The 19,844-nt window shown below is 69.1% G+C and carries 13 protein-coding genes; 3 read left to right on the top strand and 10 right to left on the bottom strand.

Features of this window, described 5'->3' with window-relative positions; all coding sequences use genetic code 11:
• The first annotated feature begins 65 nt into the window (after positions 1-65).
• Positions 66-923 carry a LysR family transcriptional regulator gene (locus PSm6_RS23210; protein ID WP_265168377.1) on the top strand — a complete coding sequence of 286 codons (858 nt, stop codon included), beginning with the start codon at positions 66-68 and terminating at the stop codon, positions 921-923.
• Between the two features lie 390 nt (positions 924-1,313).
• On the opposite strand, the gene PSm6_RS23205 is transcribed toward PSm6_RS23210, so the two are convergent.
• The 4 genes from PSm6_RS23205 to PSm6_RS23190 all read right to left on the bottom strand — a co-directional run bounded on the left by PSm6_RS23205 (position 1,314) and on the right by PSm6_RS23190 (position 10,405).
• Positions 1,314-2,801, bottom strand: coding sequence for an efflux transporter outer membrane subunit (locus tag PSm6_RS23205; protein WP_265168376.1), 1,488 nt, complete (start codon positions 2,799-2,801; stop codon positions 1,314-1,316).
• On the bottom strand, positions 2,798-5,905 hold the full coding sequence (locus PSm6_RS23200; RefSeq protein WP_236232610.1) for an efflux RND transporter permease subunit: 3,108 nt from the start codon (positions 5,903-5,905) through the stop codon (positions 2,798-2,800). The genes PSm6_RS23205 and PSm6_RS23200 overlap by 4 nt, the downstream gene beginning before the upstream one ends.
• 115 nt (positions 5,906-6,020) lie before the next feature.
• On the bottom strand, positions 6,021-9,116 hold the full coding sequence (locus tag PSm6_RS23195; RefSeq protein WP_265168375.1) for an MdtB/MuxB family multidrug efflux RND transporter permease subunit: 3,096 nt from the start codon (positions 9,114-9,116) through the stop codon (positions 6,021-6,023).
• The gene (locus PSm6_RS23190) at positions 9,113-10,405 is read right to left on the bottom strand and encodes an MdtA/MuxA family multidrug efflux RND transporter periplasmic adaptor subunit (RefSeq protein ID WP_371877152.1); all 1,293 of its coding nucleotides are present in this window, start codon (positions 10,403-10,405) and stop codon (positions 9,113-9,115) included. The genes PSm6_RS23195 and PSm6_RS23190 overlap by 4 nt, the downstream gene beginning before the upstream one ends.
• Positions 10,406-10,638: 233 nt before the next feature.
• Here PSm6_RS23190 and PSm6_RS23185 point away from each other — a divergent pair, with 233 nt between their 5' ends.
• Positions 10,639-12,069, top strand: coding sequence for a TldD/PmbA family protein (locus tag PSm6_RS23185; protein ID WP_265168373.1), 1,431 nt, complete (start codon positions 10,639-10,641; stop codon positions 12,067-12,069).
• Positions 12,069-13,406 carry a TldD/PmbA family protein gene (locus PSm6_RS23180; protein ID WP_265168372.1) on the top strand — a complete coding sequence of 446 codons (1,338 nt, stop codon included), beginning with the start codon at positions 12,069-12,071 and terminating at the stop codon, positions 13,404-13,406. Before PSm6_RS23185 ends, PSm6_RS23180 begins: the two co-directional genes overlap by 1 nt.
• 491 nt (positions 13,407-13,897) lie before the next feature.
• Here the strand turns inward: PSm6_RS23180 and tpx are convergent, their stop codons facing one another.
• The 6 genes from tpx to PSm6_RS23150 form a co-directional block, all read right to left on the bottom strand.
• Positions 13,898-14,395: a thiol peroxidase gene (gene tpx, locus PSm6_RS23175; protein WP_021219155.1), complete on the bottom strand. Its 498-nt coding sequence runs from the start codon at positions 14,393-14,395 to the stop codon at positions 13,898-13,900.
• A gap of 180 nt (positions 14,396-14,575) precedes the next feature.
• Positions 14,576-14,830, bottom strand: a complete 255-nt coding sequence (locus PSm6_RS23170) for a DUF2790 domain-containing protein (RefSeq protein WP_265168371.1) — start codon at positions 14,828-14,830, stop codon at positions 14,576-14,578.
• Between the two features lie 205 nt (positions 14,831-15,035).
• Entirely contained in the window at positions 15,036-15,920 is an 885-nt protein-coding gene (locus PSm6_RS23165; protein ID WP_265170561.1) for an efflux RND transporter periplasmic adaptor subunit, read from the bottom strand.
• Positions 15,921-15,927: 7 nt separating this feature from the next.
• Entirely contained in the window at positions 15,928-16,128 is a 201-nt protein-coding gene (locus PSm6_RS23160) for a DUF1656 domain-containing protein (protein WP_021219158.1), read from the bottom strand.
• Complete coding sequence (locus tag PSm6_RS23155) at positions 16,118-18,289, bottom strand: FUSC family protein (RefSeq protein ID WP_265168370.1); 2,172 nt, start codon at positions 18,287-18,289, stop codon at positions 16,118-16,120. The genes PSm6_RS23160 and PSm6_RS23155 overlap by 11 nt, the downstream gene beginning before the upstream one ends.
• A 9-nt stretch (positions 18,290-18,298) precedes the next feature.
• Entirely contained in the window at positions 18,299-19,804 is a 1,506-nt protein-coding gene (locus PSm6_RS23150) for an efflux transporter outer membrane subunit (protein ID WP_265168369.1), read from the bottom strand.
• Positions 19,805-19,844: the final 40 nt, after the last annotated feature.

Raw genomic sequence — 19,844 nt, 5'->3', positions numbered from 1 at the left:
CCAGCCGGCCAGGTATTCTGAAATTAAATATGACCATGCAAACCAGTGGCAGAGGGCATGATTCCATGTTCGACCCGCAACTCCTGCGCAGCTTCGTGGCGGTGGCCGACTGCGGCAACTTCACCCGCGCCGCCGAGCGCCTGCACCTCACCCAATCCACCGTCAGCCAGCAATTGCGCCGCCTGGAAGACGACGTCGGCTGCAGCCTGCTGGACCGCAGCCAGCGCCGCGTGGTGGCCACGGTCGAAGGCGAGCGCCTGCTGGGCTATGCGCGGCGCCTGCTCGCCCTGCAGGAAGAGGCGCGCGACGCCATGGGCGACCTGGAAAGCGCCGGTGTGCTGCGCCTGGGGGTGCCCGAGGACTTCGCCGCCGAACGCTTGATGCCGCTGCTGGCCGCCTTCGCCGCCAACCACCCCGGCACGCGCCTGGAGGTCACCAGCGGCCTCGGCCCGGACCTGCGCCGTGCCTGGCAGGGCGGCGAATTCGACTTGCTGCTGGTCAAGCAGATGGGCGACAGCGACGACTGCCTCGCTTCCTGGCCGGAACCCATGGGCTGGTTCGACAGCCGCGACAACCCGGTGCTGGGCCGCGAGCCCCTGCCCCTGGTGGCCTTCCCCGCCGGCGGCCTGTACCGCAACGAGATGCTCCACGGCCTCGACGTGCAGGGCCGCCGCTGGCGCATCGCCTACTCCAGCGCCAGCCTCGCCAGCGTCTGCTCCGCCGTCGCCGCCGGCCTCGGCATCAGCCTGCTGCCCCTGCGCATCGCCACCACCCAGCACCGCGTGCTCGCCGCCAGCAGCGGCCTGCCCGACATCCAGGGCGTACGCCTCGCCCTCTACAGCCGCCAAGGCCAGGGCAGCGCCGGCCGTGAGCTGGAAGAGCGCCTGGTCAGGCTCCTCAGCCCAGATGGCGCAGACCTGTAGGGGCATCCGCGACAAACCCACTTTCCCGTGGCGTAGGGTGGATGGCGCTCTTTTCATCCACCGAGCGAAGCCGATCCCATGCACAGAAGCATTGGGTCACCGCACAACCGCATGGGTTTCGCTTCGCTCTACCCATCCTACGGGCTGGTCAGGCTCTGTGGCGGGGGCAGCCAATAACCGCGATGCCCGGCACGAACGCCGTTCGCGAATGAATTCGCTCCCACGACGGATGGACGTGACCGCTGCGTAGGGTGGATGGCGCTCTTTTCATCCACCGAGCGAAGCCGATCCCATGCACAAAGGCATTGGGTCACCGCACAACCGCATGGGTTTCGCTTCGCTCTACCCATCCTACGGGCAGGATGCAGGGCAACGCGCCAGCCGCCCCGCTCAGGGCGCCGGCTGCCCTTCGTCGTCGGAGTCCACCTGTTCCAGCCGGGCCTGCTCCCAGCCGCCGCCCATGGCGGCGATGAGCTGGACGCTGGCGGTGAGGCGGGTGCCGGTGAGGCTGAGCACGGTGCGTTCGTTGGACAGGGCGGTGGCCTGGCTGGAGACCACGCTGCTGTAGTCCTGCAGGCCGGCCTTGTACTGGTTGGTGACCAGGCGCAGGGCCTCGCGGGCGGACTCCAGGGCCTCCTGCTGCACGCCGCTCTCCTCTTCCAGCACGCTGAGCTGGACCAGGTAGTCCTCCACCTCGCGGAAGCTGTCGAGCACGGTCTGGCGGTAGCTGGCCACGGTCTGGTCGTAGCTGGCTTCGGCCTGGTCGACCTGGGAGCGGATCAGGCCGCCGTCGAACAGGTTGAGGGCGAACTCGGGGCCGATGGACCAGAAGCGGTTCGGCGTGCTGATCCAGTCGCTCAGGCCGCCGCTGCGGTAGCCGCCGGTGGCACTGAGGTTGAGGCTCGGGTAGTAGGCGGCCTTGGAAACCCCGATCTGCGCGTTGGCGGCGATCACCTTGCGCTCGGCCGAGGCCACGTCCGGGCGGCGCTCCAGCAGTTGCGAAGGCACCAGCGCCGGCACCTGGGGCAGGCCGGGCACGCTGTCCACCTCGGCCAGGTCGAACTCGGCCGGCGGCACGCCGATGAGCACGGCGATGGCGTTTTCCAGCTGTGCACGCTGGTACTTGAGGTCGATGGCCTGGGCCTGGGTGCTCTTCAGCTGGGTGCGCGCCTGGGCCACGTCGGCACGGGTGACGATGCCCGCGCGGAACTGGTTCTCGGTGAGTTTCAGCGAGCGCTCGTAGGCCTGCACCGTGGCATCCAGCAGGCGCTTCTGCGCGTCCATCACCCGCAGTTGCAGGTAGTTCTGCGCCAGCTCGGACTGCTGGCTCAGGCGCACGGCGGCCAGGTCGGCGGCGCTGGCCTGCATGCTCGCGCTGTCGGCTTCCAGCTGGCGGCGCAGCTTGCCCCAGAGGTCCAGCTCCCAGCTCACGCCGAGGGTGGCGCTGTAGCTGTTGGAGATGCCGCCGCTGCCACCGCTGGTGACGGTGGAGCCGTCGGACAGGCGCACGGTGCTGCTGCTCCCGCCCTGGCCGGAGCGGGTCTTGCTGGCGTTGGCGCTCACCGAGGGGAAGAACGAGGCGCGCGCACCGCGGGCCAGCGCCTGGGCCTGGCGGAACTGGGCGACGGACTGCGCCAGGGTCTGGTTGGAGGTTTCCAGGCGCTTTTGCAGGTCGTTGAGGGTGGCGTCGCCGTACAGCTCCCACCAGGCGCCACGGGCCAGGGCATCGGCGGGCGCGGCGGCCTTCCAGCCTTCAGCGTGCTTGAAGCGGGCGGGCACGGCATGGTCGGGCTGCTGGTAATCCGGCCCGATGGCACAACCGGCCAGGGCGATGGCCAGGGCCAGCACCGGGAAAAGACGGCGGGTTTGCGGACTCATAGCGGTGTCTCCAGCGAAGCGTCGGTACGCACGCCGCGCCAGCGGTTGAAGCGGTGGCGCAGGCGGTCGAGGTACAGGTAGACCACGGGGGTGGTGTAAAGGGTGAGGATCTGGCTCAGCACCAGGCCGCCGATGATGGTCACGCCCAGCGGCTGGCGCATCTCCGCGCCCTCGGCGCCGCCGATCAGCAGCGGCACCGCACCGAGGATGGCGGCCAGGGTGGTCATCAGGATCGGCCGCAGGCGCAGCAGGCAGGCGCGGTGGATCGACTCCGCCGGCGACATGCCGTCGTTGCGCTCCAGCTGCAGGGCCAGGTCGATCATCAGGATGGCGTTCTTCTTGACGATGCCGATGAGCAGGAACAGCCCCAGCAGCGAGATCAGGCTGAACTCGCCGCCCAGCAGCTGGATGGTCAGCAATGCGCCCACCCCCGCCGACGGCAGCGTCGAAAGGATGGTCAGCGGGTGGATGTAGCTCTCATAGAGAATGCCCAGCACCAGGTACACCAGCACCAGCGCGGCGAGGATCATCCACGGCTGGTTCTGCTGGGTGCTGGCGAAGGCGTCGGCGGTGCCGCCCAGGCGCGCGACCACGGCGCTGGGCATGCCGATGGCCGCCACCGCCTTCTCGATGGCCACGGTGGCCTGGTCCAGGCTCACGCCCGGCGCCAGGTCGAAGGAGATGCTTTCCGAGGCGAACTGGCCCTCGTGGTTGACCCGGTCCTCCTCCAGGCTGCGCTCATAGCTGGCGAAGCTCGACAGCGGCACGCGCTGGCCGTCGGCGGTGATCACCTGCACCTGCTCCAGGGTCGCCGGGTCCTGGGCGTATTTCGGGTTGACCTCCATCACCACCTGGTACTGGTTGAGGCTGTCGTAGATGGTGGAGATCTGCCGCTGGCTGTAGGCGTTGTTGAGCACCGCCGTGACCATGTTCATGTCGATGCCCAGGCGCTTGGCCGTCTCGCGGTCCACCTTCAGCGTCACCTGCTGGGCGCCCTCGCCTTCCTTCGCGTCGATGGCGGTCAGCTCCGGCAGGGCCTTCAGCGCGGCGGTCACCTGCGGCAGCCAGGTGCGCAGGTCGCCCAGGTCCTCGGCCTGCAGCACGTACTCGTACTCGGAGCTGCGCTGCTCGCGGGAGCCGCCGGTCATGATGTCCTGGTCGGCCATCAGCATCAGCCGGCCGCCGGGCACCAGGGGCATCTCCTTGCGCAGGCGCTCGATGACCTTCTGCGCCGACAGCTTGCGCTCCTTGATCGGCTTCAGGCGCACGATCATGAAGGCGTTGTTGATGCCGCCGCTGCCGCCGATGAAGCCGGCGACGCTTTCCACCGCCGGGTCCTTGAGCACGGCACGACGGAAGATCTCCATTTTCGGCTGCATCACGCTGAACGACAGGCCGTCGTCGCCGCGGATGAAGCCGATCAGCTGCCCGGTGTCCTGCTGCGGCAGGAAGGTCTTGGGCACGATCACGTAGAGCGCGACGTTGAGGCCGATGGTGACGAACAGGCTGAGCAGGGTCAGGCGCGGGTGGCGCAGGGCCCAGCCGAGGGTCACGTCGTAGAGCCGCGTCATGCGCTCGTGGATGGCCTCGCTCCAGCGCTGCATGCGGCTGTCCTTGTCCGGCACGTGGGGCTTGAGCCAGCGCGCGCAGAGCATCGGGGTCAGCGTCAGCGACACCAGCAGCGACACCAGGATGGCCGCCGCCAAGGTCAGGGAGAACTCGCGGAACATGCGGTCGATGATGCCGCCCATGAACAGGATGGAAACGAACACCACCACCAGCGACAGGTTCATCGACAGCAGGGTGAAGCCCACCTCGCGGGTGCCCTGCAGCGCCGCCTTGAACGGCGGCATGCCGTCGTTGATATGCCGCGAGATGTTCTCCAGCACCACGATGGCGTCGTCCACCACCAGCCCGGCGGCGAGGATAAGCGCCATCAGCGACAGCACGTTGAGGGAGAAGCCGAACAGGTACATCACCGCGAAGGTGCCCACCAGCGACACCGGCACCGCCAGCGCCGGGATCAGCGAGGCGCGCAGGCTGCCGAGGAACAGGTAGACCACCAGAATCACCAGCACCACGGCGATCAGCAGGGTGCGCTCGGCCTCGTGCAGGGTGGCGCGGATCACCGGCGAACGGTCCATCGCCTGGTTCAGCTTGACGCTGGCCGGCAGCACCGCCTGCAGGGTCGGCAGCTGCGCCTTGATGCTTTCGATGGTCTCGATGATGTTGGCGCCGGCCTGGCGGTTGATCACCAGCAGCACCGCGTTCTCGTCGTTGAAGAAGCCGCTGTTGTAGCGGTCTTCCACCGCATCGCGGACCCGGGCCACATCGCCCAGGCGTAGGGCCGAGCCCTCCTGGTAGCGGAGGATCAGCGGCGCGTAGTCGGCAGCCTTTTCCAACTGGTCGTTGGCGCCCACCTGCCAATGCCGCGCGTCATCCTCCACCGCGCCCTTGGGGCGGCGCTGGTTGGCGGCGGCGATGCGGCTGCGCACATCGTCCAGGGACAGGCCGTACTGGTTGAGCAACTGCGGCTCCAGCTCGACCCGCACCGCCGGCAGCGAACTGCCGCCGATCTGCACCTCGCCCACGCCCTTAACCTGGGACAGGCTCTGGGCCAGGATGGTCGAGGCCAGGTCGTACAGCTGGCCCTTCTCCAGCACATCGGAGGTCAGCGACAGCACCATGATCGGCGCCTGGGACGGGTTGACCTTCTTGTAGGTGGGCATGCTGCGCATGCCGCTGGGCAGCAGGTTGCGCGAGGCGTTGATCGCCGCCTGCACATCGCGGGCGGCACCGTTGATGTCACGGTCCAGGTCGAACTGGATGATGATCCGCGTCGAGCCCTGGCTGGTGCGGCTGGTCATCTGGGTGACGCCGGACATGGTCCCCAGCGAGCGCTCCAGCGGCGTGGTCACGCTGGACGCCATGATCTCCGGGCTCGCCCCGGGCAGGCTGGCCTGCACCGTGATCACCGGAAAATCCATCTGCGGCAGCGGCGACACCGGCAACAGCCCGAAACTCATGCCGCCCAGCAGCATGATCGCCAGGCTCAGCAGCATCGTAGCGACGGGGCGGTGGATGAAGGGGGCGGAGAGGTTCACGTCCGTGCTCCGCACTGATCCGGAAGCTGGGAGCCGGAAGCCGGAAGCAAGAGCCCCAGGCCACCAGCGCTCTGCCACTTCAAGCTTCCAGCTTCAAGCTTCAAGCTCGCCCCTCTCATACTTCGACTCCGGCGGCACTGCGGCCGGCGAAGCGCCGTGACAACCGATCAAAGGCCAGATAAATAACGGGCGTCGTAAACAACGTCAGCACCTGGCTCACCAGCAAACCACCCACCATCACCAGGCCCAGGGGCTGGCGCAGTTCGGCGCCGGAGCCGGTGGCGAGCATCAGCGGCACGGCGCCGAACAGCGCGGCCAGGGTGGTCATCAGGATCGGCCGGAAGCGCAGCAGCGCGGCCTGGTAGATGGCGTCCTCGGGGCTCATGCCCTGGTGGCGCTCGGCCTCCAGGGCGAAGTCGATCATCATGATCGCGTTCTTCTTGACGATGCCGATCAGCAGGATGATGCCGATGATGGCGATCAGACCCAGGTCATTGCCCGACAGCAGCAGCGCCAGCAAGGCACCGACGCCCGCCGAAGGCAGCGTGGAGAGGATGGTCACCGGGTGGATGTAGCTCTCGTAGAGCACGCCCAGGACGATGTACATGGTCACCACCGCCGCCAAGATCAGCAACAGCGTGCTCGACAGCGAGGCCTCGAAGGCCGCCGCCGCACCCTGGAAGCGGGTCTGGATGCCTTCCGGCATGCCGATCTCCTGCTGCACCCGCTCGATCACCGCCACCGCCTCGCCCAGGGCGACGCCAGGGGCCAGGTTGAACGACAGGTTCACCGCCGGGAACTGGCCGATGTGGTTGATCGCCAGCTCCGTCTGCCGCTCCTCGATGCGCGCCAGGGTGGCCAGCGGCACCTGCACGCCGTCGGTGCCGGCGACGCGCAGCTGCTGCAGCGCCTGCGGGCCGATGCGGTCGCCCGTGGCGGACTCCAGCACCACGCGGTACTGGCTGGCCTGGGTGAAGATGGTGGAGATCTGCCGCTGGCCGAAGGCGTCGTAGAGCGCGTCGGTGATGGCGGAAATCTCCACCCCCAGGCGCCCGGCCATGTCGCGGTCGATGTCCAGGTACACCTGCAGGCCCTTGTCCTGCAGGTCGCTGGCCACGTCCGAGAGCTCCGGCTGCTGGCTCAGCGCGTCCACCAGCTTGCCGGTCCACTCGCGCAGCAGGTCGGCGTCGGGGGATTCCATGCTGAACTGGAACTGGGTGCGGCTGACCCGGTCCTCGATGGTCAGGTCCTGCACCGGCTGCAGGTACAGGCGGATGTCGCTGAGCTTGTCCAGCTGCGGCTGCAGACGCTGGATCACCTCGCTGGCGGTGAGGTCACGCTCGCCGTGGGGCTTGAGGTTGATCAGCATGCGCCCGCTGTTGAGGGTGACGTTGTCGCCGTCGACGCCGATGTAGGAGGTCAGGCTGGCCACCGCCGGGTCCTTCAGCACCAGTTCGGCGAGGCGCTGCTGGCGCTCGCTCATGGCGCGGAACGACACCGATTGCGGCGCCTCGGTGATGCCCTGGATCACGCCCGTGTCCTGCACCGGGAAGAAGCCCTTGGGCACCGCCAGGTAGAGCACCACGGTCAGGCCCAGGGTGGCGACCGCCACCAGCAGGGTCAGCGGCTGGTGGCGCAGCACCCAGCGCAGGCCGTGGGAATAGCGCTCGATCATGCCGTCGATGAAGGCGCCGCTGACGCGGTAGAAGCGGCCCTGCTCCTTCTCTTCCGGCTCGGGCTTGAGCAGCCGCGCGCACATCATCGGCGTCAGGGTCAGCGACACCACCAGGGAAATCAGGATGGCCACCGCCAGGGTGATGGCGAATTCGCGGAACAGCCGCCCGACCACATCGGCCATGAACAGCAGCGGGATCAGTACGGCGATCAGCGAGAAGGTCAGGGAGATCAGGGTGAAGCCGATCTGCCGGGCGCCCTTGAGCGCGGCCTCCAGCGGCGTGGCGCCCTCCTCCAGGTGGCGGGCGATGTTCTCCAGCATGACGATGGCGTCGTCCACCACGAAGCCGGTGGCGATGGTCAGGGCCATCAGCGTCAGGTTGTTCACCGAGAAGCCGGCCAGGTACATCACCCCGAAGGTGCCCACCAGGGACAGCGGCACGGCGATGGACGGGATCAGCGTGGCGCTGACCCGGCGCAGGAACAGGAAGGTCACCATCACCACCAGGGCGATGGCGATCAGCAGCTCGTGCTGCACGTCGGTGACCGAAGCGCGGATGGTCTGGGTGCGGTCGGTGAGCACCACCACGTCCAGGCCCGCCGGCAGGTTGGCGGTCATTTTCGGCAGCAGTTCCTGGATGCGGTCCACCACCTCGATGACGTTGGCGCCGGGCTGGCGCTGGATGTTCAGCAGCACTGCCTCGTTCTGGTTGGCCCAGGCGGCCAGGCGCTCGTTCTCCGCGCCCTCGGCGATCTCGGCGACGTCCTTCAGGCGCAGCGCCGCGCCGTTCTGGTAGGCGAGGATGAGGTTGGCGTATTCCTCCGGCGACTTCAGCTGGTCATTGGCGTCCAGCATCGAGGTGCGGGTCGGGCCGTCGAAGTTGCCCTTGGGCTGGTTGACGTTGGAGGCGCTCACCAGCGAGCGCACGTCGGACAGGTTCAGGCCGTTGGCGGCGAGCGCCTCCGGGTTGACCTTGATCCGCACCGCCTGGCGCTGGCCGCCGGCGATGCTGACCATGCCCACGCCACTGATCTGCGACAGCTTCTGCGCCATGCGCGTGTCGACCAGGGTGTGCAGTTGCGGCAGCGGCAGGGTCTTGGAGCTCACCGCCAGGGTCAGCACCGGGGTGTCGGCCGGGTTGACCTTGTTATAGACGGGGGGCGCCGGCAGGTCGTTGGGCAGCAGGTTGTTGGCCGCGTTGATGGCCGCCTGCACCTCCTGCTCGGCCACGTCCAGCTGCACCTCCAGGCTGAAGCGCAGGGTGATCACCGAGGCGCCGCCGGAACTGGTGGACGACATCTGCGTCAGCCCCGGCATCTGCCCGAACTGGCGCTCCAGCGGCGCGGTCACGGCGCTGGTCATCACGTCCGGGCTGGCGCCCGGGTACAGGGTCATGACGCGGATGGTCGGGTAGTCCACTTCCGGCAGCGCCGAAACCGGCAGCAGGCGGTAGGCGATCAAGCCGGCGAGGAGAATCGCCAGCATGCTCAGCGTGGTGGCGACCGGCCGCAGGATGAACAGGCGGGAGATGTTCATACGCCGCCTTTTTCAGCCTTGCCGCCCTTCTCGGCGCCCTTGTCCGCGCCTTGCAACTGCTCGCTGGGCTGGGTCGGTACCTGGTCGCTGTCGTGCACCACTTCCACCTCGCTGCCGTCGCGCAGGCGGTCGGTGCCTTCCAGCACCACGCGCTCGCCGACCTTGAGCCCGGCCTTGATCACGGTGCGCTCGCCATCGCTCGGGCCGGTTTCCAGGGCCTGCACGCGCACCTTCTTGTCGCCGTCCATCACGTAGGCAAAGGTGCCCTGGCTGCCGAACTGCACGGCGGCGGACGGGATCAGCACCGACTGCTTGAGGGTGTCGGCCAGCAGGCGCACGTTGACGAACTGGTTGGGGAACAACGTCTCGTCCTCGTTGGCGAAGCGCGCCTTGAACTTCAGGGTGCCGGTGGCGGTGTCGATCTGGTTGTCCAGGCTCTGCAGCACACCCTCGGCCTGCTTCAGGGTGTCGCCACGGTCCCAGGCTTCCACCGCCAGGGCATTGCCCGCACGGAAGCGCGTGACCACCGCCGGCAACTGGTTCTCCGGCAGGGTGAAGATGACGCTGATGGGCTTGGTCTGGGTGATCACCACCAGCGGCGTGGTATCGCCGGAGCTCACCTGGTTGCCCAGGTCCACCTGGCGCAGGCCCACGCGGCCGGACACCGGGGCGCGCACCTGGGTGAAGCTGAGGTTGAGCTTGGCATCGGCCACCGCGGCCTGGTTGGCCTTCACCGTGCCCTTGTACTGGCCCACCAGGGCTTCCTGGGTGTCCAGGGTCTGCTTGGCGATGCTGTCCTCGGCGTACAGGCCGCGGTAGCGCGCCAGGTCGATCTCGGCGTTCTTCAGCTGCGCCTGGTTCTGCAGCAGCGTGCCCTCGGCCTGTTGCAGCGCCACCTCATAGGGGCGCGGGTCGATCACCGCCAGCAGGTCGCCGGCCTTCACCTGCTGGCCTTCTTCGAAGGCCAGCTTCATCACTTCGCCGTTGACCCGGCTGCGCACGTTCACCGTGTTCAGCGAGGTCACCGTGCCCAGTGCCTTGTAGAACACCGGGAAGTCACCTTCGCTGGCGGCGGCCACGCGCACCGGCACCGGCCCGCCGAACGCGCCGAAGCCCGGGCGCGCCATGCCGGCGGGGCCGGGTCGGGTGCGTGTCGCCTCCCCTTCCGGGTGCTTGGACGAGGCCGGCCAGAACCACCACACCAGCGCCACCAGGGCGGCCAGGCAGAGGGTGATGATCAGCCAGTTACGGGAAGGACGGGGGCGCGAGTCTTGTATCGAGGACATGATTCAGGGTCGGTCTGTGCGAGAGCGTGCACGATAAGCACTCGGCGCCCATAGGCAAAGTCTCTTTACCGCCTATTTACCCATTCCTTACCGCAGCCATGGCGCGCCCTTGAGCGGTGGCGGCCCTTGGCGGCGCCCTGCGCAAATGTCACATCTCCTTTCCGCGCCCGCTCTTGTTCATCAAGGCCACCCGCGCGACCATGCGCCCTTGCCTTGCCGATGATTGGGAGCGCCCCGTGTTCGAACGACTCAAGCAGCAGTTCTCCACCCTGCGCAGCCGCGCGGACTTCCACGCCCTGCGCATCGTCCGCCAGAGCGGCGAGCACTGCCGGGTACGGCGCAACGTCGCCGAGCCGCCATTCTTCTCCAGCGACCTGGGCGCCATGCTCAGCGTGCGCATCAGTGGCGTCGAAGCCTATGCCGCCACCAACGACCTCAGCCCCGAAGGCCTGCAGCGCGCCCTCGACCTGGCCGAGGCCCGCGCCCGGCTGATCGCCCCGCACAACCTGGTGGACGCCCGCGTCGCCCCGCCCCAGGGCCGCGCCGAGTACCGCTCCCCGGGCCTCGACACCCCGCTGCCCGGCATCGCCGAGCGCATCGAGCTGCTGCGCGAGGAGTCCGCCGCGGTGCCCGCCGACCCGCGCCTGGTCAACTGGACGCTGCTGCTCAGCGTCAACCGCCACGAGCAGCTCTACCTCAACAGCGCCGGCGCCGAGCACTGGCAGGAACTGCAGTTCGTCTACCCCGGCGCCAGTGTCACCGCCTTCGACGGCCACGACAGCCAGACCCGCAGCTTCGGTGGCTACCACGGCGGCCAGCAGGGCGGCGCCGAGGTCATCCAGCGCCTGGGCCTGCGCGGCTCGGCGCCCCGCGTGGCCGACGAGGCGCTGCAACTGCTGCTGGCGCCCAACACCCCGGAAGGCCCCCGTGACCTGCTGCTGATGCCCGAGCAGATGATGCTGCAGATCCACGAATCCATCGGCCACCCGCTGGAGCTGGACCGCATCCTCGGCGACGAGCGCAACTACGCCGGCACCAGCTTCATCCGCCAGGAAGACTTCGGCCACTACCAATACGGCTCGGCGCTGCTCAACGTCAGCTTCGACCCGGGCATCCCCGAGGAGCTGGCCAGCTACGGCCACGACGACGACGGCAGCGCCGCGCAGAAGACCCTGCTGATCGAAAGGGGCCTGCTCCTGCGCCCCCTCGGCGGCGCCCTCTCGCAGCAACGCAGCGGCTTGCCGGGCGTGGCCAACAGCCGCGCCTGCAACTGGAACCGCGCACCCATCGACCGCATGGCCAACCTCAACATCGAGCCCGGCAACCAGCGCCTGGAGCAACTGGTCGGCGGTATCGAGCGCGGCATCCTGATGACCACCAACCGCTCCTGGTCCATCGACGACGCGCGCAACAAGTTCCAGTTCGGCTGCGAATGGGGCCAGCTCATCGAAAACGGCGAGCTCAAGGGCGTGGTGAAGAACCCCAACTACCGGGGCATCTCCGCCAGCTTCTGGCGCAGCCTCGCCGCGGTGGGCGACGCCAGCACCTTCGAGGTGCTCGGCACGCCCTTCTGCGGCAAGGGCGAGCCCAACCAGGTGGTGCGGGTGGGCCATGCCTCACCCGCCTGTGTGTTCAGCCAGGTCGACGTATTCGGAGGTGCCGCCTGATGAGCGTCCATATCGACTCCCGCGAAGCCGGCTTCGCCGCCCTCGCCGACTCCCTGCGCCAGGCCATGCGCCCCGGCGAGAACTTCACCCTCTGGTACAGCGCCGAGGAATCCGACTTCATCCGCTTCAACCACGCCCGCGTGCGCCAGGCCGGCCATGTGTCCCAGGCCGGCGCCACCCTGCAGCTGATCGCCGCCGAGCGCCAGGCGCAGATGGCCGTCACCCTCTCCGGCCAGCCGGACGAAGACCGCCAGCGCCTGGCCGACGGCCTCGAACGCCTGCGCGCGGTGATCGGCCAGCTGCCGCCCGACCCCTACCTGATGCCCGACCGCACGCCCTGGCAGCGCCGCCATGTCGACAGCCAGCCGCTGCCCGACCCGGCCGCCGTGCTGCCCTGCATCAGCGCCGCCGCCGAGGGGCTGGATATGGTCGGCATCTACGCCGCCGGCCCGCTCTACCGGGGCTTCGCCAACAGCTGGGGTGCCTTCGGCTGGCACAGCGCCCACTGCTTCAACTTCGACTTCAGCCTGTTCCACGCCAACGGCCAGGCGGTGAAGGCCGACTACGCCGGCCAGGGCTGGAACGACGAGGAATTCCTCCGCCGCTTCGCCGCCGCCCGCGCCCAGCTGGAGCACCTGGGCAAGCCCCTGCACATCCTCGCCCCGGGCGGCTACCGCGCCTACATCGCCCCGGCGGCGCTGGAGGAAATCACCGGCATGCTCTGCTGGGGCGGCTTCTCCGCCCGCGCCCTGGCCAGCAAGGAAAGCCCGCTGCAACGCCTGGACGACGGCGCCCGCTTCAGCCCGTTGCTGGGCCTGCACGAGCAGGTGGCCGGCGCCCTCTCGCCGCCCTTCACCGCCGAGGGTTCGCCACGCAGCGATGTCGCGCTCATCCAGCAGGGCCGCCTCACCGGCCGCCTGGTGGGCTCGCGCAGCGCCCGTGAATACGGCCTGCCCGGCAACGGCGCCAGCGGCGACGAAAATCCCCTGGCCCTGGTGATGGACGCCGGCACCCTGCCCGAAGCCGACGCCCTCGCCGCCCTCGGCACCGGGCTCTACATCGGCAACCTCTGGTACCTCAACTGGTCCGACCTGCCCGCCGCCCGCATCACCGGCATGACCCGCTTCGCCACCTTCTGGGTGGAGGACGGCCGCATCCAGGCGCCGGTCAGCACCATGCGTTTCGACGACAGCCTCTTCGACCTCCTCGGTGACCAGCTCGAAGCCCTCACCGCCGAACGCCAGCTGCGCCTCTCCGCCAGCACCTACGACGAACGCCAGACCCTCTCCTCCCTGCTCCCCGGCGCCCTGGTCAAGCGTTTGCAGCTCACGCTTTAGCGCCACACCACCCGTAGCCCGGGCTTCACCCGCCCTACGGAGCCGACCGCTGCGTAGGGTGGATGACGCTTCACCCATCCACCATCGGCGCCCCGCCACACACCGCTGGTGGAGGTAAAGAGCGACCTCCACCCTACACACGGGTCAACTCCGTACATGGCCCCGCGCAACCCCGTCGGTCGGCCCTGGCACGCCTCGTAGGAGCGAGCTCTGCTCGCGAAGCGGTTGCGAGAACCCATGGGAATTCATTCGCGAAATGGGCCGGCGCCGTTGCGTTGGGCCTCGCTGCGCTCGGCGCCAACCTACGAATTCGACCGGTGCGTAGGGTGGATGACGCTTCACCCATCCACCATCGGTGCCCCGCCCAACACCGCTGGTGGAGGTAAAAAGCGACAGCCCCCACACACGGCTCAACGCCGTGCCTGACCACAAAATCGCACCCAAAGAAAAAGGGAGGCCATCGGCCTCCCTTTTTCGTCACCCTCGCCCGATCAGAGCGCGGCGATGGCAGCTGCGTAGTTCGGCTCGTCGGCGATTTCGCCGACCAGCTCGCTGTGCAGCACCTTGTCGTTCTCGTCCAGCACGACCACGGCGCGGGCGGCGATGCCGGCCAGGGGGCCGTTGGCGATGGCAACGCCGTAGTCCTTGAGGAACTGCGCGCCACGCATGGTGGACAGGTTGATCACGTTTTCCAGGCCTTCAGCGCCGCAGAAGCGCGCCTGGGCGAACGGCAGGTCGGCGGAGATGCACAGCACCACGGTGTTGGCCAGCTTGCTGGCCTCGGTGTTGAACTTGCGCACGGAGGTGGCGCAGGTGGGGGTGTCGACGCTCGGGAAGATGTTCAGCACCTTGCGCTTGCCGCTCAGGCTGGCCAGGGTCACGTCCGCCAGGTTGCCGCCGACCAGGCTGAAAGCCGGTGCCTGGGCGCCTTTGGCCGGCAGTTGGCCATCGACGCTGACGGGGTTGCCCTTGAGGGTTACTTGAGCCATGGAATTGATCCTTTTATTGATGGGTTGTTCTGTACTGCAAGCAAGAGTGCCGCAGGATAATGAATTCCGACCGGCAAGTCAGATATTTAATCCAAACGTCACACAGGCCGCCCCATGGCCCCCAGAAACGACAATGCCCGGCTTATCGGGCCGGGCATCTGTCACGTCGAGCGGCTGGGCTCAACCGTTGGAGCACCCATTGCCGAACACCATGTACTCGAGGCGGTGGACCTTGCCCTGGTGGTCTTCATAGGTCAGGTAGGCCGGTACCACGCCGCAGACGTCGGGGATTTCGCTGCGGGAGATGACCCGGGCGATGTCCAGCTCCATGCCGTAGTGGTAGGGCTCGGTTTCGGCGGGAGCGGGTTGTTCGGGGGCGGCAGCGAAGACGAGAGGAGACAGGCCGGCCAGGGCCAGCAACATGAACGCTTTCATTGATCTGTTATCCGAATTGCCTTGGAGGGAGGGGCTTCGGCCCGCTCTCCACGAACGGGCCGAAGGTACTGCGCAACACCGCAGGACGGTGAGGTAGATCAGCATGTGCGCCTCGTCGTGGGAGGCAGGTCAATTTTAAGGAGCGCCACCCGGCGCTTACAGAGCGATCCAGCACAAGGACTGTGGCCGCTGGCTCAACAATCCCTCAGCCCTGCGGAGCGTCCGCGCCCTGCCCCTCGTCCACCACCACGGTGCAGGTCATTCCCGCCGACAGCGCCAACCCCTCGGGCACCTCGTCCAGGTGGATGCGCACCGGCACGCGCTGGGCCAGGCGCACCCAGTTGAAGGTGGGGTTCACGTCCGCCACCAGCTCGCGGCTCTCGGGGTTGTCGCGGTCGTAGATGCCCCGGGCGATGCTGTCGACGTGCCCCAGCAAGCGCTCGCCGCTCATCAGGCGCATCTCCACTTTCGCGCCCACGCGGATGCGCGGCAGGCGGGTTTCCTCGAAGTAGCCGTTGACGTAGAACGAACGCCCGTCCACCAGCGCCATGCTGGCCTGGCCGGTGCGCGCGTAGTCGCCCCGGTAGATGTTGAGGTTGGTGACGTAGCCGTCCACCGGCGCGCGTACCTCGGTGCGTTCCAGGTCCAGCCGCGCGGCATCACGCCGGGCCAGGGCGCGGCGGTAGCGCGCCTCGGCACCCGTGGCGATGTGGCCGGCGTCCTCGCGGCTTTCCCGCGACACCACCAGGTCGTCCATGTCGGCGCGGCGGCGGGCGTTGAGGCGGCGCATGTCCAGCTCGGCGCGGGCGGCGTCCACCTCCGCTTCCGCCTCGCTCACCGCCAGCGCGTAGTGCGACGAGTCGATGCGCAGCAGCACGTCGCCGGCCTTCACCGCCTGGTTGTCGCGCACCGGCACCTCCACCACCAGCCCGGCGACATCGGGAGCGATGTTGATCACATCGGCGCGCACCCGGCCGTCGCGGGTCCAGGCCGACTCCATGTAGTGCTGCCACAGCTGGTGCACCAAGGTCACCGCCAGGGCGAGGATGAGCAGGGTCGCGACGACACTGATGATTCGTTTCACGGACAGGGGTCTCTCAACGGTAGGTGGCCAGCGCCAGGGCGCCGTACAGGCAGGTGAACAGGCTGACCCGCAGCAGCACCGGGTGCCAGGCGTGCTGGTACAGCCCCAGGCGCGCGGCCAGGCGGTCGAGCACCCAGCCACCGGCCAGGGCCAGGAGGAACAGCAGCGTCAGGCTCGGCAGGTAGACGCCGTGCAGGGCGATCTCACGTGGCATGGGCGAGTACCGGGGCAGGTGCCGGCTCGAGGGCATCAGCCCAGGGCGCCAGCGGGTCGAGCAGGGAGGTGCGGATGAAGTGCAGGTAGCTCTGCAGGCGGCGCAAGGGCGAGGTTTCGAACTGCGGCGCACAGGGCTCGGGGGTGGCGCGCACCGCCTCGATGGCCTGCTCCACCGCCTGCAGCGCACGCAGGCGGTTGGCCTCGCCAGGCTGGATCAGCAGGCGGATCAGCGCCCGCCCCATCACCCGCACCGATTGCCGCCATGGCATCGACTCGGCATAGCAGGACAGCGCCGGCAGCCGTGCCTGCTCCAGGCGCAGCTCGATCACCGCGTGCCCCACCTCCTGCACCGCATACATCCAGCGCAGCAGCCGGCGCTGAACGTCCGGGCGCCCGGCGGAGAAGGCATAGGCCTGGGCCAGCAGGTCCCGGGTGCCGCTCTCGAAGCCGCTCACCAGCCCACGGATGCGCCCGCTCACGGTGTGCACCGCGCACAGGCGCAGGTCGTGCTCCAGGCGCCGCCACAGCCAGGGCCGGTTGGGCGGCAGGATCAGCGCCGCCGCCAGGGTGGCCAGGGTCATGGACAGCAGCACCGCCAGGTACTCGTTGAACAGCCGGTAGGGGTCGTAGTGGGTGAGATTGGCCGGCAGCGACAGCAGGCAGAACCACACCAGCAAACCGACGCCGTAGCCCGACCACTGGCTGCGCGACAGCAGCAGCGCGCCCAGGGCGAAGGTGGGCGCCAGGGCGCAGCAGAGCATGGCGAAGCCGTCCAGCCAGGGCAGCACCCAGCAGGTGGTCGCGATACCGGCCAGGGCGCCGCCGGTGGCGCCGATGGTCAGCTGCAGAGCCAGGCGCTTGGGGTTGGAGGATGACGACGCCAGTGCCGAGATCATCCCCACGGTCATGGTGAAGGTCTCCCCGGCCGGCCAGGCGGTGGCCATCCAGAAGGTGCCCAGGGCGAGGATCAGCAGGCTGCTGCGCATGCCGGCCACGGCGGCGGCCAGGGAGTTGGCGCGGGGGCGGAAGCTCTCCCGCCAGTCCTCGCGGGCGTGGCGGTGGTCCAGCAGCGAGGCCAGGGTCAGGGCGTAGCTGTGGAGGTCATCGACGAAGCGGAACAGCAGCTCGGCGGCGGTATCGAAATCCAGCGCGCCGGCCTCATCCACCTGCTGCATGGCCAGGCGCCCGCGCCCGGCGCGGATCAGCTGCATCAGCTCCTGCCGGCAGGCCGCCAGGCGCCCGGCGAACTCCGCCGCCTCGGCGTCGCTGCCCAGGCTCTCGCGCTGGGCGGCCAGCAGCGCGGCCACTTCCGCCAGGCAGGGTGCCAGGGCCTCGCGCACCAGTTGGCCGGTCGGTTCCACGGTCGCGGCCAGGCGGTTGAGCAACTGGTGCAGGGCGTGGAAGCGCGTGGAGAGCACCATGAACTCGTTGTTCAGACGCCCCAGACGCCCGGCGCGCAGGCGCATGTGCGGGTCTTCGAAGGCGGTGGCGTTGCGCAGGTTCTCCAGGCCCACGGCAGCGGCGGCGAAGCGCGCGTTGAGGGCCTCGAAGCGCTCGCTGTCCAGGCGCCCGGCCAGCCCCTCGCAGGCGAAGGCAGCGAAGTCGCGGAAGCGCGCCTGCAAGGTGGCGCGCAGGTCGGCGCTGCTGGTCTGCGGCAGCACCAGGGCGTTCACCAGCCCGGTGCAGAGGATGCCCAGGGTGATCTCCAGCACCCGCCACAGCGCCTGCATGAAGGCGCCTTCCGGGTGCAGGGTCGCCGGCAGGCCGATGATCACCGCCGTGTAGCCGGCCAGCACGCAGGCGTAGCCGCGAAAGTCCCGGTAGCGCGCGGCACCGGCGGTGCACAGGCCGATCCAGATGGCCACGCTGAGCATGAACAGCACCCGCTCCTGGTTGAACAGGGCGATCAGCGCCACCATCACCGTCAGCCCCAGCAGGGTGCCGATGATGCGGTAGAAGCTCTTGGCCAAGACCTGGCCGCTCTGCGGCTGCATGACGATGAACACCGTCACCAGCACGGTGCCGGGTTGCGGCAGCTCCAGGCGGTAGGCCAGCCACAGGGCGATGAAGGCGGTGAGCAGGGCCTTGAGGATGAACACCCAGGTCAGGCCCTCGGTGCGCGCCCAGCTGGCCAGGTCGCGGCGCAAGGTTGTGGTCATGGTCGTTTCTCAGGGATGGGGGATATGCAGCGTGGGTTCGCTGGGCGTCAGTCGCTCCGGCTGCGGGCCGGCGGCCACCGGCAGCACGCCGCCGCCCAGTTGCAGCAACAGATCGGCCTGGGCCACCAGGCGTGCGGCGCGCACCTGCTGCTGCAGGCGTTGGGCCTGGAGCAGCGCCGGTTGCGCCTCCAGCACCGCGCGCTGGTCGGTGAGGCCGCGCTGGCGGGCCAACTGGGCCAGGTCGAAGGCATGTTGCGCCTGGGTCACCGACTCGGCAGCCAGGTGCTGCTGCTCGCGCAGGGACTTCAGCCGCACCAGGGCATCGGCCACGCCCTTGATCGCCAGCACCAGCGCCTGGTTGTAGCCCTCCACCGCCAGGTCGTAGCCGGCCCCCGCCTCGGCCAGGCGGCCACGGCGCAGGCCACCGTCATAGACGGGCAGGGACAGCGCCGGGCCCAGGCCCCAGGTCAGCTTGTCGTAGCGCAGGAAGTCCAGCACCCCACCCTGCACCGCCGAGGTGCCGAGGCCGCCGAGCAGGTCGACGTTGGGGTAGAAGTCCGCCTTCGCCGCCTCGATGCCCCGCGCTTCGGCCGCCACCCGCCAGCGCGCGGCCACCAGGTCCGGCCGGTGGCCGAGCAGCTCCAGGGGCAGGCGCGGCGGCAGGCCCAAGTCCAGCAATGGCGACAGCGCCGGGCGTTGCAGGGCCTCGCCCTCCCCCGGCCCCGCGCCGGCCAGGGCGGCGAGCTGGTTGTGGTCCAGCGCGATGGCCTCGTGCAGCAGGTCGATCTGCCGGCGGGCCTCGGGCAGGCCCAGCTGGGCGCGGGTCTCTTCCAGGCCGGTGCCGATGCCGTCGTGGCGGCGCTGGCGGGTTAGCGCCAGCAGCTGTTCCTGGCGGGCCAGCTCGGCTTCGGCAATATCCAGCTCGGCGTGGTGCAGGGCCAGGCCTATATAGCTGCGCACCAGGTTGCCTTGCAGCTCCAGGGCCGCCAGGCGCGCCTCGCTCGCCGTCGCCCGGGCCTGGTCGAGGGCCGACTCGCCACGGCTGCGCTCGCGGCCCCAGAGATCCAGCGGGTAGGAAAAGCCCAGCTGGCTGGTGTTGTTCCAGCTGCTGCTGCGGGCCAGGTCGCCGGGGCCGTAGAAGGCATCGTCGGGCCAGCGCTTGCGTTGCAGGCTGGCGTCCAGACCCAGTTGCGGCGCCTCGTCGGCCTCCACCACGCCGGCCCGCGCCCGGGCCTGGCGCACCCGCGCGGCGGCCATGGCCAGGCTCGGGCTGCCGGCCAGGGCGCGGTCCATCCAGCGGTCCAGCTGCGGGTCGCCATAGGCGCGCCACCACTGCCCGGCGGGCCAGCCGGCCTCGGCCTGGGCGGTGCTGATGGCCGCGCCCGGCGCCAGTTCATGGGCGTCCAGGGGCCGGGAGGATGGCGCGAGGCCGGAGGAATCGATACAGGAACACAGAAGCGGGAAGACGGCGAACAGACTGGCTCGGGTCAACCCGGGCCGACGATTGCGGGGCACGTGCGGCACATCCTGAGGCAAGGACCTGAAAGGCCCGAAA

Source organism: Pseudomonas solani, assembly GCF_026072635.1.
Classification (GTDB): domain Bacteria; phylum Pseudomonadota; class Gammaproteobacteria; order Pseudomonadales; family Pseudomonadaceae; genus Metapseudomonas; species Metapseudomonas solani.
The sequence above is the reverse complement of the archived record's forward strand: the minus strand, read 5'-3'. Positions and strand labels throughout refer to the sequence as shown.

What these genes read in the sequence shown, in the direction of transcription:
- PSm6_RS23210 (WP_265168377.1), top strand. Translation starts at nt 66, where the DNA reads ATGTTCGACCCGCAACTCCTGCGCAGCTTCGTGGCGGTGGCCGACTGC.
- PSm6_RS23205 (WP_265168376.1), bottom strand. Translation starts at nt 2,801, where the DNA reads ATGAGTCCGCAAACCCGCCGTCTTTTCCCGGTGCTGGCCCTGGCCATC.
- PSm6_RS23195 (WP_265168375.1), bottom strand. Translation starts at nt 9,116, where the DNA reads ATGAACATCTCCCGCCTGTTCATCCTGCGGCCGGTCGCCACCACGCTG.
- PSm6_RS23180 (WP_265168372.1), top strand. Translation starts at nt 12,069, where the DNA reads ATGAGCGTCCATATCGACTCCCGCGAAGCCGGCTTCGCCGCCCTCGCC.
- tpx (WP_021219155.1), bottom strand. Translation starts at nt 14,395, where the DNA reads ATGGCTCAAGTAACCCTCAAGGGCAACCCCGTCAGCGTCGATGGCCAA.
- PSm6_RS23170 (WP_265168371.1), bottom strand. Translation starts at nt 14,830, where the DNA reads ATGAAAGCGTTCATGTTGCTGGCCCTGGCCGGCCTGTCTCCTCTCGTC.
- PSm6_RS23160 (WP_021219158.1), bottom strand. Translation starts at nt 16,128, where the DNA reads ATGCCACGTGAGATCGCCCTGCACGGCGTCTACCTGCCGAGCCTGACG.
- PSm6_RS23155 (WP_265168370.1), bottom strand. Translation starts at nt 18,289, where the DNA reads ATGACCACAACCTTGCGCCGCGACCTGGCCAGCTGGGCGCGCACCGAG.